We start from the raw sequence: 15,616 nt of genomic DNA, 5'->3' as shown, positions 1-15,616 counted from the left end.
GATTAAATTGTGATCCATGCTTCATAAATCTACCGTTTTTTGAAAAAAATACAAAACCGTTTATCTGTTTTCAGCACATTAATTTCGAGGCATTTTTTTGCTACAATAGATGCAATTTTTTATGCATATTCGATCTAAGCTACTATGACTGACGCTCAAACCGCTCAAAATATTGCAACCACATACGATCCAACCGAGATCGAAAAGAAGTGGTACAAAACGTGGGAAGAACAAGGTTACTTCAAACCTTCTGGTCACGGTGAATCATTCTGTATCATGATTCCACCACCAAACGTCACTGGTAGTTTGCACATGGGCCATGGCTTTAACAATGCCATTATGGATGCCCTCACCCGTTATAACCGCATGATGGGTAAAAACACTTTGTGGCAACCAGGTACAGACCATGCTGGTATTGCAACTCAAATGGTTGTTGAGCGTCAACTTGGCTTACAAGGTGTAACTCGTCACGACTTAGGCCGTGAAAAGTTCATTGAAAAAGTTTGGGAATGGAAAGAACAATCTGGCGGCACAATTACGAAACAAATTCGTCGTTTAGGTTCGTCTGTAGACTGGTCACGCGAACGCTTCACGATGGACGAAGGTCTATCAAACGCTGTTAAAGAAGTATTCGTTCGTTTGCACGAAGACGGTTTAATTTACCGTGGTAAGCGCCTTGTAAACTGGGACCCTAAACTTCAAACAGCACTTTCTGACCTTGAAGTAGAAAGCAAAGAAGAAAAAGGCTCACTTTGGCACTTTAAATATTTCTTTGAAGACAAATCAGTTAAAACTCAAGACGGCAAAGACTATTTAGTCGTTGCAACGACTCGTCCAGAAACATTACTTGGTGATACTGCTGTTGCCGTTCACCCAGAAGATGAGCGTTATGCACACCTTGTTGGTAAAAACATTGTATTACCAATTACAGGTCGTTTAATTCCAATCGTTGCCGACGACTACGTTGAAAAAGACTTCGGTACTGGCTGTGTAAAAATTACCCCTGCTCATGACTTCAATGACTATGACCTAGGTAAACGCAATAGCTTGCCAATCATTAATATCTTCAACAAAAATGCCGAAGTTTTAGGTGAGTTTGAATATATTGCAAAAGCTGGCGAACAGATTTCTAAAACTATTACTGCACCTGCGGAATACGCTGGTTTAGAACGTTTTGAAGCACGTAAAAAATTAGTTGCTCAAGCTGAAGCTGAAGGCTGGTTAGATCAAATCCAACCGTATGACTTAAAAGCGCCACGTGGCGACCGTTCAGGCGTGATCATTGAGCCATTACTGACTGACCAATGGTACGTAAAAATTGCGCCGCTTGCTGAGCCTGCAATTGAAGCAGTTCAAGATGGTCGCATTAAGTTTGTTCCAGAGCAGTACAGCAACATGTACATGGCGTGGATGCGTGACATTCAAGACTGGTGTATTTCACGTCAGCTTTGGTGGGGTCACCGTATTCCAGCTTGGTACGATGCAAATGGCAATATCTATGTTGGCCGTAACGAAAAAGAAGTACGCACGAAAAATAACATCGCTGCTGACGTTGAACTTAAACAAGACGAAGACGTTCTTGATACATGGTTCTCATCTGCACTTTGGACATTCTCAACCTTGGGTTGGACTGGCGATGCACAAAAAGATGCAGCAAATGATTTCTTAAAAACCTTCCACCCAACAGATGTATTGGTGACTGGTTTTGACATCATTTTCTTCTGGGTTGCCCGTATGATCATGATGACCCTACACTTCATGAAAAATGAAGATGGTTCATCTCAAGTTCCATTTAAGACTGTTTACGTTCACGGCTTGGTACGTGATGGTGAAGGTCAAAAAATGTCGAAGTCTAAAGGTAATGTACTTGATCCATTAGACTTGATTGATGGTATTGATCTAGAAAGCTTAGTTGCGAAACGTACAACTGGCCTAATGAACCCGAAAGATGCAGCGAAGATTGAAAAATCAACGCGCAAAGAGTTCCCAGAAGGTATTAATGCTTATGGTACTGACGCAGTTCGTTTCACGTTCTGTGCGCTTGCAAACACTGGCCGTGACATCAAGTTCGACTTAAAACGTGTTGAAGGCTACCGTAACTTCTGTAACAAAATCTGGAACGCAACCCGTTTCGTTCTGATGAATGTTGAAGGCCAAACTGTTGGTCAACAAGCTCGCCCTGATCTATGGGAACTTCCAGAACAATGGATTATGAGTCGTCTGCAAAAAGCGGAAGCTGCTGTACACCAAGCGTTTGCAACGTATCGTTTAGACCTTGCTGCACAAGCGATTTATGACTTTATCTGGAATGAATACTGTGACTGGTATGTTGAGTTAACTAAACCAGTTCTGAACGATGCAGAAGTTTCTGAAGAGCGTAAAGCTGAAGTACGCCGTGTATTGCTTGCAGTAATGGAAGCATCATTACGCTTAGCTCATCCGCTTATGCCGTATTTGACAGAAGAAATCTGGCAGACTCTTGCACCAATGCTTGGTCAAGGCGGCCCAACGATTATGACTGCTCAATACCCTATTCCTGAGCAAGCAAAAATCAATGAACAAGCTGAAGCAGATATGCAATGGCTTCAAGGCTTGATTGGTGCGGTACGTAATATTCGTGGTGAGTTAGGCTTAGGTAATGCACGCTTGTTGCCAGTATTACTTCAAAACACTTCTGATGCTGAACGCGAACAAATTATTCGTATTGAAGCATTATTCAAAGCATTGGCTAAAGTTGAAAGCATTGAGTTCTTGAATAAAGACCAAGAGCCACCTTTATCTTGCTCTAGCGTTGTTAGCCATGCATCGGTATTTGTACCAATGAAAGGCTTAATCGACCCTAAAGCTGAGCTTGCTCGTTTGCAAAAAGATTTGGATAAAATCCAAAAGCAACACGACCAAATCGCGGGCAAACTTGCAAATGAAGGCTTTGTATCTAAAGCACCAGCAGCGGTTGTTGAAGGTGAAAAAGCGAAGCTTGCTGAATTTGCTGCTCAGTTAGAGAAAGTTAAAGCAAATATGGAGCAAATTGCTGCGCTTTAATACAGTAGTTTGATTCAAAAAAATCCCCTCTTAGTGAGGGGATTTTTTATGCGTCTAAGATTTTTAAGGCTGTTTCAACATCCATTTGCCAAATATTTTCTTGCCCTGACAATTCAAGCATTTTTCTATATTTATTAACCATAGGGCAATGACTATTTAAGTGATCATTTTGATAAAAATAAGTTTTTTGTTCTTGATACTTCCCTTGAATCTCAATTAAAAATCTTGCAAAACCAAGATATTCCGATTCATTATTTCCATCAAAGCCCATGAATGTTCCATATAGGTGATCTAAAAGCCTTTGGTCTTTACTCTTCCTTTTTAGATCTTCAATAGCTCTATACAAATCTAAGATATTAAGTACAAAACGACTTTCATCTTCCGGCATTTCACTATCAATCCATTGATCTAATAATGAATAAAAAATTTCATAGCCATTTTCAAGGACCTGTATCAATTCCTTATAATAACTTGAATCAGACTCCTCTAATTTAGCTAGTATTTTATATTGATTAATTAATAATAAACGGTCTTTTTTGTCGAGCTTCATGAAAACACCTATAGAATTTTGGTTTTAATATGGTTAGCGATACCTACCATATCTGGATAAATAGTAAATTCATTCAAATTTGCCCACTTCAAAAATATTCTTGCTTCTGCTTTTGCACTCGCAGGTAAAATAACTTTCCGAAAACATCCCATCGCTGTTTTTTCAAAATTACCATCTACAGTTCCAAATACAGTGAATCTACCTGCCTGAGCTTTCAATCTATCACTAATATAATTAGGCTGAATTGCTAAAGGCTTTTCAATTTTTACAGGTCTATTTTCCCAATACGTCTTTTTATAATCAAAAGAAGCATCTTCTGGTAAACCAATAATTTCTTGACGCCCACTCAAACGATTTAATGCTAAAGGATCTAAAACATAAATAGCACTATCTGTGTCATTTGAATAATCTGAATGTAAAATAAAGGCCAGCGCAACCCCTAAAACGGTTGTCCAATCTAGTAATCGTGTTGGTATCCAGTAATGTTGCATATCAAATAATGTATCCCAATCATTTGATCTCTTCTCAAATACACCTACTGATAAACGTTTGAATTCATCAAATAATAGTTTTTCCTTTGTCTCCCAATTCTCAGTTCTTATTAAACTTGGCTGTAAAGTCCACTCACACTTTGATTGTCCTCTATACCAAATTTCAGAAGGATTCCCCAATTGTTCTTCGGCTAATTTTATATTTTCTAAAAACGTATTCCATTCACTCATGAATCTACTAACTTATTAATTTAATAAAATTATTACTATCAGTTTAATTCTTTTTTTACAACCCTAATTTCATCCATTTCCTTTTAGTAAAAGGTTAAGAAGATGCTTATAAAACCCCATGCCCCAACAACATCTCTACCCCACTCACCTTTTTCATATGCTTTAAACGTTCCTTTTCCCATTTCAACTGCTGCTTTAACTCAGCACAATCAGCATCTACAGCTTTATATACATCACTAATATGTACATGCTCTGCTTTCACATTCTTCGCTAACTGAAAAGAATCCAAAATCTCAGCTATTTGGCTTTCAAGCTGCTGACTTTGTGCATCCAAAGCCAGTTTATAAAACCTCAACTGCTCCGCAGATAGTTCTTTAGCACCTAACCCCTTATTCTGTTCAAGCTGTAACTGGAGTTTGAGTAAATAAAACAAATCTTGCTTTTCGTAGGCCTGACTTGCCTGTTGGAACAGCTCAGTTTTTTCTTCTTTTTTGGTTTCATCTTGCTCACGGTCTGGGTGAATCATCGCGGCAATTTTTAAATAAACTGTTTTGAGTGACTGCGCTGCCATTTGCTCGGCTTGTTCACGTTTTTGTTGCTGTCTTTGCTGTTTGGCTTGTTCTCGTGCTTGTTGTTGCTCGGCAGCATATTGTTCAAAGTTTTCTTCTAACTCTGCACGTTGATCAACGCTTTCTTCATATTCAGATTTTATTGACTGAGCTTTTCTATTCTTTTTTACCGATTCCGCTGCATGTTGCTGATAAAAGGTATCGATTTGCTTTACTAACTCTAACTGTTCAGTAGATAGCATTTTTGAGCGCTTCAGCATTTGTGCAAGTTGGGCAATTTTTTCATCGAGTTGTTGTATATCTGCTTTGGAAAACTCATGGCTATGTAACATATTCCAGAGTTGCTCTAACTGTTGAAATAAGACCTCGTGCAAATCGCCATATATAGGCATCAATTTTTGCCGAATGTGCTGTTGAATCTCGGCTTGCGCATTTTGCCAAGTGCTCAGGCTAACTTTTTGCTGTTCTATTTTATCAATCAGGCGATTCAGTTTTTTCTGCTGTGCAGACGGCTCAGACCTGTGCTGCAAGCTCACTTTGAGATCAAAGGACATACTCATCCACCTGAAAAAGAAAAAAGTGTAGCAATAATCAGATGAGGAAGGTAGCAAAGCATTCTTTAAATACGATTCAATCTAAAGATTTATATCTTAAGAAATCCACCAAATCACTAATGGCAAGGTTACTGCGGCACATAAGGTTTGAAAGCTAATTACAGCTGCCATAAGCTGACTATCGCCACCTAAAACTTTGGTTAAAATGTATGAAGCGGAAGCAGTCGGCAACGCAAAGAAAATGACTAAAATCTGTGTTTGCAAGCTTGGCAAACCAAACCACATGCAGACCATATAAGCCAAAGCAGGTACTGCTAAAAGTCGAGCAAACGTATCTGCTGCCAATACCACAATGTCTTTTTTTATTTGCATAAACTGCAAAGCTGCGCCAACACATAACAAACCTAGTGGCAAACTCGACACTGAAAAAAGCTTAATAAACTGAGTAAAGCCTTCCCAAATTGGGATATGAAGTGCATTGACTACTGCCCCAACCACACACGATGCAATTAAAGGATTTTTAAGAAGTGCAATCAAAACAGGTTTAATTGCCATGTGTTCTTTAGAAGTTAGAGCGAGCACCGAAATAACGTTCACAAGTGGAATGCAAAGTGCCAATAAAATTGCCAGTATTGCCATTCCTTCACTTTTAAAAAGTGAAGTCACTAAGGCCAAACCAATATAAGTATTAAAGCGAACCATACTTTGTACATGCACACCAAAACGTGCAGGCGGTATATGCCAAAACATTCGGAGTATGTATAAAAAGGCGGTCACAGCTAAGACCACAATCAACATCGCAATAATGGCTGTACTCAAGCTTTGTAAGTCAATTTTCGCGGTCGATAGCGTACTAAAAAGCAAAGCAGGAAATAAAATATAGTAATTGAGCTTCTCTGCCCCAGCCCAAAACTCATCACTAAAAAAACGATATTTTTTAAATAAGTATCCCGATGCAATTAATGCAACTAAGGGAAAAAGAGATAAAACAATGCTATTCATTTCTTTACTCGAGTTTTGTTGAGGCTTGCTGTTTTGGCAATTAGCTTGGCTTACTCATATATTAAAGATAATGAAAACTCATGATAAAATGAGTTTTTACTCATAACAAATACAATATGACCTTTACCCAGCTTGAAATTTTTGCACTCATTGCCGAACTAAAAAGCTTTACTGCTACAGCAGAAAAGCTGGGAATTTCTCAGTCAGCAGTTTCTCATGCGCTTAAATCATTAGAACAACAATGGAGCATTAACCTGATTTCACGAACTCAAAGCGATATTGAGCTCACTACGACAGGTCAACAGTTATTGACTCATGTAAAAGAGCTATTGAGTATTTCCGATACATTAGAAAAAGAAGTGGCTGCTATCCACGGTTTAAATGAAGGAACATTACGTATTGGCTCTTTTGGGGCTTCATCATCTATTTATCTATTGCCTGAAATTTTAGAAACCTTTCGGCAGCGCTACCCTAAAATCGAAATTTATATCGATGAAGGTGAAGATAAAGAAGTTGCTCAGTGGTTATTGGAACGGCGCATAGAGGTTGGTTTTCTAATTATGCCAGATGAGCGTTTTGATACATTCCCTTTAATTGAAGACCGTTTTGTTGCTTTAATTCCGAGTGGCTACTCGCTTGCGCAGCAACTCTATATTGATCCAGCACAGCTAGAAAACTGCCCTTTTATTATGACAATGGCTGGTAGTCGACATCAGGTCGAATTAATTTTAAAAAACTTTAATGTAAAACCAGACATCAAATTTTATGTTTCACAAATTTTGAGTATCGTCAGCATGGTTCACAACCAGTTAGGAGTTTCGATTGTATCCGATATGGTTATCACCAAAGAGTTACTCTCACTTTATCCAAACGTAGTTAAACGCCCTTTTAAACCGAACCTTAAACGTTCTATTGGCCTTGCAGTAAAAAACAAAAAACACATTAGTCCAGCCGTAAAAGCATTTATAGAAGTTGCTCAAGAGGTTTGGTCTAATCAATAATTTAGTCAGAATTTAATTCGTTTTATATTTTAATAACGAACTCATTTAGGTCGTTTTATAAACAAATTAGATGACTTTTATCATAAAAATGTCTCATAACAGCCTATTTCAAGCAAATTAACGCACCATTTATCGCCATAAATTAATTTTACAATCCAAATTGGTGCGCTTATTGCATATTCACTTTTATGCAATTGAGTTTGTTTCGACAAACTTAGGTTTTTAGATTCCTTAAATCTATTTTGGTGCAATTTATAGACCCAGATTTGTTCCAAAATGGAATTTAGCACTTTTTTCGAGCATGCTATGCAAAATGTAGATCTATTTTTCTTATTACTTGGTGCAGTTTTGGTTCTTGCCATGCACGCAGGTTTTGCATTCTTGGAACTTGGTACAGTTCGCCACAAAAATCAGGTGAACGCGCTTAGTAAAATTCTGACTGACTTTGCCCTTTCTGCAATCGCCTATTTCTTTGTTGGTTACTATATCTCTTATGGTCAGCATTTCTTCCATGACGGCACAGCCCTAGCAAGTGATCATGGCTACAACCTCATGCGTTGCTTCTTTTTACTCACTTTTGCGGCAGCAATTCCTGCGATTATTTCAGGTGGTATTGCTGAACGCGCAAAAATGCGTTCACAAGCGATCGCAACGCTCGCTTTAGTTGGTCTGGTTTATCCTTTTTTTGAAGGAATGGTCTGGAATGGTAACTACGGTCTACAAAAGTGGTTAGAAACAACTTTTGGTGCAGCTTTTCACGACTTTGCTGGTTCAGTCGTTGTCCATGCTATGGGCGGTTGGATCGCACTTGCTGCGGTTATTTTATTAGGTGCACGTTCTGGCCGTTATAAGAAAGATGGTCGTGTAAGTGCTCATCCTCCTTCTTCAATTCCATTTTTGGCACTGGGTTCATGGATTTTAATTGTGGGCTGGTTTGGCTTTAATGTAATGAGCGCTCAACGTCTTGATGCCATTTCGGGCCTAGTCGCTATTAATTCACTTATGGCAATGGTGGGCGGAACCATTACCGCAAATGCAATTGGGAGAAATGACCCGGGTTTCTTACATAACGGTCCACTTGCTGGTTTAGTTGCAATTTGTGCAGGATCTGACATTGTTCATCCTATTAGTGCACTTGTGATTGGTGGTGCAGCTGGTGCAATGTTCGTATACCTATTTACCTATACTCAAAATAAACTCAAGGTAGATGATGTACTAGGTGTATGGCCATTACATGGTGTTTGCGGCGCATTCGGTGGTATTGCTGTGGGGCTGTTTGGTCAAAAATGGCTGGGTGGTTTAGGCGGCGTATCTTTTGCCTCACAGCTCATTGGGACCGCTCTAGCGATTGTCATTGCACTTGCGGGTGGCTTTATTGTTTATGGTTTACTTAAAGCAACTATTGGTATTCGTTTATCTCAAGAAGATGAATTTAGAGGTGCAGATTTATCTATTCATAAAATCTCTGCCAACTCTGAAGAAGGTATGTTTTAATTCAGCGATTATGAAGCAGGATTTAAATATTCTGCTTCATACTGCGCTATATAAGTAAAACTTCTTAAATAAAAACACTAATTATTGATTAAAAAATATTCTTTTAAGTCTTTATTTAATCAATTTAGAATATTGAAAAATATATTAATTTTAATATTATCTTAAGATTTATAGATGAAATATTAAATAGTTTAAGAACAATTTAAGTTTTATTTTATGTAATGCCTTCAATTCACGCTTAAATTGATGTTACAACACAATGAATCAACAAAAACATTTTTTTCAGCTTCAGCTTATTTTTCTTACCATCAGTTTTTTTATACTTTTATTTGTATTTCCAGTGGGTGGAAAAATTGATATGTATCTTATCCAACCTTGGATTGATTCAACTGGTCAATTTTTTAATCGGGAAAATTGGTATCTTGAAAGACTTAATCATCAAATCGTAAAAGATATTATTACTGCGGTTTATATTATGTTTTTTGGCCTCTGGCTTGCTTCATTTAAAGTAGAAAAGCTAAAAATATATCGCTGGCAATATGGTTATATGTTTTTTGTCAGTATGATCGGTAGCGGTGTTGTTGGTCTACTCAAGTCACAATCTGCTCATGCCTGCCCTTGGAATATGGTTCATCCTAACAGTTTAGGTGGTTATATTTGGGACTTCACGGCGAAACACGGACATTGTTTCCCGGGTGGTCATGCTAGCGCAGGTTTTATCATCATGACTGGTTATTTTGTTTATCGCCTTGAACAACCTAAACGTGCTTACTTTTATTTAATTGCAGGCATTTTATTGGGTTTTATGATGGGCTGGGCACAAATGATGCGAGGAGCACATTTCCTGAGTCATAACTTATGGACTGGTTGGGTCGTTTGGGCAGTAAATATTTTATTTTATGCGATTTGTATTCATCGCTTTGAGTTCGAAAAACAATTAAAACAAGAGCTTAGTTAAGCTCTTGTTTCATTTACATGTAGTACTTTAGGTAACTTCACTAAAACAGAAAGACCACCAAGCTCTAAACTCTTGTCGAGACTTAAAGTTCCACCAAGTCTTTGAGTTGCACGGTCTACAATTGATAAACCTAAACCACTTCCTACTTCCAGATGGTGGTGTACCCGATAAAAACGTTTAAGTACCTTATCGTAATTTTCAGGGTCTATACCTGCACCACTATCTTCGATTTGAATACATGCATAGTTATCTGGGTCGGTATAAACTGATATGTTAATAACGCCTTGATGCGGTGTGTATTTAATTGCATTATCAATTAAGTTAAAAATAATCGAATGCACAGTAGGTTCAATACTATGCATCTCAACAGGATCATTTCTCACAAAGCCTAAATCGATTTCTTTTTGCATGGCTAAATTAACCAACTGCTCAACGCAATTTAAAGCCACATCGTTAAGCTGAAAATAGCCGGTAGGTTCAACCATACTAAGCGTTACATCTTGCTTTGCCAGTGCCAAAAGCTGTGTAACTAGATGCTGAATACGTGCCAACCCCTTGCTTAAGTTGTGCAACGACTCATGTTCAGGAAACTGACTTAGCAAAATCTTGGTTTGTAAGTTCAGTGCAGTAACAGGTGTTCGTAGTTCATGAGCAGCATCTGCAATGAATTGCTTCTGTTCATTTTGTGCTTTAGAAATACGGTCGAACAGACGATTCATTTCATCAATGGTAGGCAAAAGCTCCTGAGGATAATTATGCACCTCAATTGGTGTCAATTCCTCAGAATCTCGTTCCATTAACTCATTTTTAAAATCATCTATTGGTTTTAAACCACGACTAATAATAGCGGCCAAGGCAAATATCGCAAAAGGTAAAATAATTAAATAAGGAATGAACATGCTGCCCGCAAGCTCCCATGCGAAAGCTTCTCGAACACTCTCTTGTTGACTCACCTGAATTTGATAGTCTTTTAACGGTAGAACATATGTTCGGACTACACCCTCAGCGGTTTTATGTGAATAAAACCCTGCTTGCTCGACAGGAGGAACCAATAAGTGCAGATGATGAGATAAATTAGCCTGATCTTTATAAGCCCAGATATCTAAAAATAAATCTTCTTCGTGGTAAGTTCGATGTAAATCAAACTTACTACTTACTGCTTTTAAGGGGTACTCAGCCGTTCTTTCAGCTAAGTACTGCATTTGAGTATCTAAAATTTCATCGACTTCTTGAAGTGCAACCTTATATGCACTAAAAATCAAAATACAACCTAAGATCACACTGAAGATTGAGGTGCCCCAAATCAGTCGCTTTTTTAGTGAATAATGCACGTTCATGAAGTCCCGAAATCTTAAATTATGATTGACCTAAACGGTAACCCAACCCTCGGATCGTTCGAATAAAGTCTTTACCCAACTTTGCTCTTAAATGATGGACATATACTTCAATCGTGTTGCTAGTCACATCACTATCAAAATCATATAACTTATCTTCCAAATTAGCTTTCGAGAAAATTTTATTTGGATGACTCATAAGCGGAATCAGAATTGCCCACTCGCGGTTTGATAAATCAATACGTTGCCCTTTAAATGTTGCAATATGCTGTTCAACATTTAAAACCAGATCACCACTTTCTAAGAGTTGATCTTGGCTCGCAAGTTGAGCCTCTACCCCTGTACGGCGTAATAACGCATGAATGCGAGCAAGTAACTCATCGAACTCATAAGGCTTAATTAAATAATCATCTGCTCCCAGATTTAAACCATCAACACGGTTTTGCAACTGGTCACGTGCAGAGATAATCAAGACTGGTGTCGCTGCTCTTTGACGGATCTGCTTTAATACCTGCATACCATCCATCATTGGCAAGCCTAAGTCTAAAAGAATGAGATCAAACTTATTCTTTGCCAGTTGGGCCAAACCATCTAAACCGTTATTGACCCATTCCACCTCGAATTGATGATATTGCAGCAACGTAGTCGTTGACTCTGCAATCATAAAATCATCTTCAATCATCAAGATTTTTGTCATGTTATAGGCTCGCTTTAGTTTACATTGACACAAGAGTGCAACATGTCGAGTTGAGGGTTGATGACCTGAGTTTTTACATCCAACAAACTTAACAAACTTGGGAATAAATTATCCTGACTTAACTTTTGTTTGGTTTGTTTGTTTAAACAATTTACTTGAGCAAGATTATGTTGTTTCCAACCATCAGAGAACCACATAATCATTGGGATATGTGTTTGTTGGCTCGGTGCGATTGAATACGGTGAACCATGTAAATACATACCATGTTCACCAGTAGACTCACCATGATCAGATAAATACCAGAAACCTGTTTGATAATTCGATACTTCTTTTAAAGTATTAATCATTTGGTTCAATACATGGTCTGTATATACGATTGTATTATCATAAGTATTTACGAGTTCAGCTGGCGAGCAACCCTGTATCGCATTGGTATCACAAGTTGGTTTAAATGGTTGGAACCCATCAGGTGCACGCTTGTAATATGCTGGCCCGTGGCTACCCATCTGATGTAATACAACTAAACGTGGACGCTTATCATCTTTTGGAATAGAAGCCAAATACTGTTTTAAGCTATCAACCAGAATGCCATCAAGACATTCATCATCTTTACACCACTTTTGCTTTAACTCTTCTGGAATTTGATATTGTTCAACGCGATCGCATGCACCTTTACAACCTGAGTTATTATCAATCCAAGTCACTTGATAACCTGCACGTTTAGCAATATCCAGTAATCCTTCACGGTGACCCGCTAATTGCTCATCATAATCAGCACGTGACATGCCAGAGAACATGCATGGCACAGAAACTGCTGTTGCCGTACCACATGAAGTCACTTGTGAAAAGTTTAAAATATCTTGTTTAGAAAGCTCTGGATTTGTATTTTTGGCATAACCATTAAGCGAGAAGCTTTCAGCACGTGCGGTTTCACCCACTACAAGCACCATAAGCTTAGGTAAATCTTTCTGAGTTTGTTGCACTTGATGAGCATCTTCACCATATTTCACAAGTGGAAGATTTTTCTTAGGTGCTTTTTTACGGTAATAAGACATGACCGAAGAAATGGTATTCTGAGGTGATATCATTCCTTTTAAGTCACGATGCTCTCTAAATATTGCTGCAAAATCGACATAATAAGTAAACAGCAAACCACCTACGACCGCAAATGCAAGAGCAATTGAAAGTACTTTTTTAAGTAAAAGTGGAAATATTTTTTCTGATTTGAGTTTGACCTGAGTAATCAAAAATATAGGTAAAACAACAAAGAAAATAGTCCAGAGTGCAAAACGCAAAGAAAGTAAATCTGTAGCTTCAGAGACATCTGTTTGTACGATATTTTGAATTTGGTCAGGTGAAACAATCACGCCCAAAGTATTTACAAAATATGAGCTAAATCCACCAATAAATATCAAAAAAATGGCAAAAAATTTGGCTGTCCATTTCCAGTTTAAAATTTGTAAAGCTGCATAATAGATAGCAACAACAATCACTACGGTAGCCGCTAAAAATAAGGTTGCTTTTATACCTAAATATGGTGTTAATAGATGAACTTTCTTATAAAAACCAATATTTAGAATTGCTCCTAACCAAATGGCTATAATGACGTTGAACATAAACAGGGAAATCTGCTTATTTCTTAATTTAGAAAAAAAACTCAGCATCTCTGGTTACTACGACCTTTTTTATGATCTTCTAATGTAAAAATTGAAACTTAAAAATGACTTAAATAATAGAATGATCGGTATAAACCATTTTTAAGCGCTTAGTATTATTTAACTCAACTACAAATAAAAAGTCGAGGTTAACTAGAACCTCGACTTTTTCAGACTTAAATCTTTGAAAAATTAGAAGCTATACTTAGCCATTAAACCAATTCGGTTATCTTTGTAATCATTACCAGCAAATGTTTCACGCTTACCATTGATATATTCAAGACCCAAGTCAATTGGCTTAACAGGCGAATAGATAACGTTGATCCACGCTTGCTGAACTTTTTCATTACCAGCTGTATATGCTTTAGCATAATCCGTGCCATCATCAGCAAATTCTGCACCGTATGCTAAAGTAGTACGTAAGTTAGGTAGAATTTTATAAGTACCACCTACTTGTACAGCAACAAATTTATTTTGCTCGATATTGTTATTTACCAATGTATAGGCAGCGTTACTACCGTATAAATAGCTATTATCGCCAACTACATATGAAACATCAGCAAAAAGTTTTAGAGGATCAGAAACTTTAAAGTCTGTACCTGCTGCAATACCCCAACCTGTTTTATTATCCTTATTGCCCGTTGGTGATTTATAGTTTTCTACTAAAGCACGTGCTGATGCAGAACCTCTACCATCTGCATAACCTTGGGTAATTTTAGCAGTTAATGCAGGTAAGCTATATTTAATACTGTCACTTGTCCAGTTGCCATTTGCATCTTGTTTACCATTAAGAGCAGTACTATCACCCTTTTCAGCAGAAACAAACAATTGTGTAGTTGGTCCTAACTTGTAACCATAGCGTACTTGCGGTACACGTTTAGTACCACCACCAACGTTTGTCGAGAAGTCGATCATTTCTGGTGCATGGCTTGATAAGAAGTTAGATGTCGTTTGACCAAATAACCAGTCATTATACGTTAAGTAAGCATGGCGAATACGCAATGAACCATTTGAATCTGTTGTTGAACCAGCAAAATCAACCTCGAGTTTACCGCCCACTTTGGCATCATTTACTGGAGCAGTAAAATCTAAACCAAGACGTGTAGTTTTAGCAGTCGCACGTAATTTATCGTGTGTTTTACCATCAGTCTTACTAACGTCAGCAAAGTCATTATCTGCACCTTCGATAATGTAGTTAGCATCACCACGAACAAAACCATAAAGGTTTACATCAGCACCAGCTTTAGATTTAAATCCAGCTAATGGCGAAGCTGGCGCGGCAACTGGTTGTGGTTGCGCTTTAACTTCAGCTAACTGTACTTGCTGTTGTTGCTGTACTTGTTGTTGCTGCTGTTGTACTTGACGCTGCTCTTTAACTAATGCTTTTAATGCTTCAACTTCTTGACGAAGTTTTTGAATTTCCTCTTTTTCAGAGGTTGCCGCATTTGCCCCACTCATCATTAAAGCTGTTACTGTAATAGCTAAACTTTTAACAACAAACGATTTACGATTAAGGAATAGATCCATCAAAAACTCCTAAAAATATATTTTATGTTGCTTATCCATGCCAAGTTGATTCGTGTGACCATTGAGCACTAAAAAATCAACTCTTCTCCAAATTTGATTGCATTAATTTTATTACCGCAATCAAAACCAATTTTAACGCTGGGTAAGATTAAAAATTCCAAATCAAAAACATCAAAACAGTTTTTTGTTTACAGAACTTTTACCTTAACTTCATGTTGTAACGAATCCTACACAACTCTCTTATCTTATAGAATGATTAAATCATTATTTCATTATTCTTTTTTAGACTTTAGGCTAATATACAGTCTAATTGAATATTCTTTTATCCAAATCGATTGATTCACATGATTTTTCTTGTTATCTGCATCCCTTTTCTCCATCTAGCTTCCAATTGCTACTCAAACAAGATGGCACAATTAATAAGCCATTTGAATAGCTAAAAATATACATTTTTAAAAGAATAACTAAATACATAACCGCCATTTTTTAACATAACTTAAGCTGATTTAAG

General features: G+C 37.5%; 12 protein-coding genes and 1 pseudogene. 4 read left to right on the top strand and 9 right to left on the bottom strand.

The window, feature by feature from the left end:
- Positions 1 to 144: 144 nt before the first annotated feature.
- Entirely contained in the window at positions 145 to 3,042 is a 2,898-nt protein-coding gene (locus tag ABFY81_RS15255) for a valine--tRNA ligase (RefSeq protein ID WP_347914102.1), read from the top strand.
- Between the two features lie 46 nt (positions 3,043 to 3,088).
- On the opposite strand, the gene ABFY81_RS15250 is transcribed toward ABFY81_RS15255, so the two are convergent.
- From ABFY81_RS15250 to ABFY81_RS15235, 4 genes are all read right to left on the bottom strand, one after another.
- Positions 3,089 to 3,592: a YfbU family protein gene (locus ABFY81_RS15250; RefSeq protein ID WP_272265737.1), complete on the bottom strand. Its 504-nt coding sequence runs from the start codon at positions 3,590 to 3,592 to the stop codon at positions 3,089 to 3,091.
- An 8-nt stretch (positions 3,593 to 3,600) separates the two neighbouring features.
- Positions 3,601 to 4,314 carry an FRG domain-containing protein gene (locus ABFY81_RS15245; protein WP_347914101.1) on the bottom strand — a complete coding sequence of 238 codons (714 nt, stop codon included), beginning with the start codon at positions 4,312 to 4,314 and terminating at the stop codon, positions 3,601 to 3,603.
- A 106-nt stretch (positions 4,315 to 4,420) separates the two neighbouring features.
- Positions 4,421 to 5,437: a molecular chaperone DnaJ gene (locus tag ABFY81_RS15240; protein ID WP_347914100.1), complete on the bottom strand. Its 1,017-nt coding sequence runs from the start codon at positions 5,435 to 5,437 to the stop codon at positions 4,421 to 4,423.
- Positions 5,438 to 5,533: 96 nt separating this feature from the next.
- Positions 5,534 to 6,439 (bottom strand): AEC family transporter, encoded by a 906-nt coding sequence (locus ABFY81_RS15235; RefSeq protein WP_347914099.1) that lies wholly within the window; start codon positions 6,437 to 6,439, stop codon positions 5,534 to 5,536.
- 116 nt (positions 6,440 to 6,555) lie between these two features.
- Here ABFY81_RS15235 and ABFY81_RS15230 point away from each other — a divergent pair, with 116 nt between their 5' ends.
- The 3 genes from ABFY81_RS15230 to ABFY81_RS15220 all read left to right on the top strand — a co-directional run bounded on the left by ABFY81_RS15230 (position 6,556) and on the right by ABFY81_RS15220 (position 9,892).
- Positions 6,556 to 7,440, top strand: a complete 885-nt coding sequence (locus tag ABFY81_RS15230) for a LysR family transcriptional regulator (RefSeq protein ID WP_347914098.1) — start codon at positions 6,556 to 6,558, stop codon at positions 7,438 to 7,440.
- A 306-nt stretch (positions 7,441 to 7,746) separates the two neighbouring features.
- Positions 7,747 to 8,934: an ammonium transporter gene (locus ABFY81_RS15225; protein ID WP_347914097.1), complete on the top strand. Its 1,188-nt coding sequence runs from the start codon at positions 7,747 to 7,749 to the stop codon at positions 8,932 to 8,934.
- Positions 8,935 to 9,193: 259 nt separating this feature from the next.
- On the top strand, positions 9,194 to 9,892 hold the full coding sequence (locus ABFY81_RS15220; protein WP_019457205.1) for a phosphatase PAP2 family protein: 699 nt from the start codon (positions 9,194 to 9,196) through the stop codon (positions 9,890 to 9,892).
- Here the strand turns inward: ABFY81_RS15220 and ABFY81_RS15215 are convergent.
- From ABFY81_RS15215 to ABFY81_RS15195, 5 genes and pseudogenes are all read right to left on the bottom strand, one after another.
- The gene (locus ABFY81_RS15215) at positions 9,889 to 11,223 is read right to left on the bottom strand and encodes an ATP-binding protein (protein ID WP_199999415.1); all 1,335 of its coding nucleotides are present in this window, start codon (positions 11,221 to 11,223) and stop codon (positions 9,889 to 9,891) included. The two genes, ABFY81_RS15220 and ABFY81_RS15215, sit on opposite strands and share 4 nt — an antisense overlap.
- A gap of 25 nt (positions 11,224 to 11,248) precedes the next feature.
- Positions 11,249 to 11,923, bottom strand: coding sequence for a DNA-binding response regulator PmrA (locus ABFY81_RS15210; protein WP_004705846.1), 675 nt, complete (start codon positions 11,921 to 11,923; stop codon positions 11,249 to 11,251).
- 14 nt (positions 11,924 to 11,937) lie between these two features.
- Entirely contained in the window at positions 11,938 to 13,587 is a 1,650-nt protein-coding gene (locus tag ABFY81_RS15205) for a phosphoethanolamine--lipid A transferase (RefSeq protein WP_347914096.1), read from the bottom strand.
- Positions 13,588 to 13,770: 183 nt separating this feature from the next.
- The gene (locus tag ABFY81_RS15200) at positions 13,771 to 15,105 is read right to left on the bottom strand and encodes a DcaP family trimeric outer membrane transporter (protein ID WP_019457208.1); all 1,335 of its coding nucleotides are present in this window, start codon (positions 15,103 to 15,105) and stop codon (positions 13,771 to 13,773) included.
- A 272-nt stretch (positions 15,106 to 15,377) separates the two neighbouring features.
- Positions 15,378 to 15,567, bottom strand: a pseudogene (locus ABFY81_RS15195) (hypothetical protein).
- Between the last annotated feature and the right edge of the window lie 49 nt (positions 15,568 to 15,616).

Source organism: Acinetobacter sp. WA-87 (assembly GCF_039938935.1).
Classification (GTDB): domain Bacteria; phylum Pseudomonadota; class Gammaproteobacteria; order Pseudomonadales; family Moraxellaceae; genus Acinetobacter; species Acinetobacter seifertii.
This window is presented reverse-complemented; position numbering and strand designations above follow the sequence as displayed.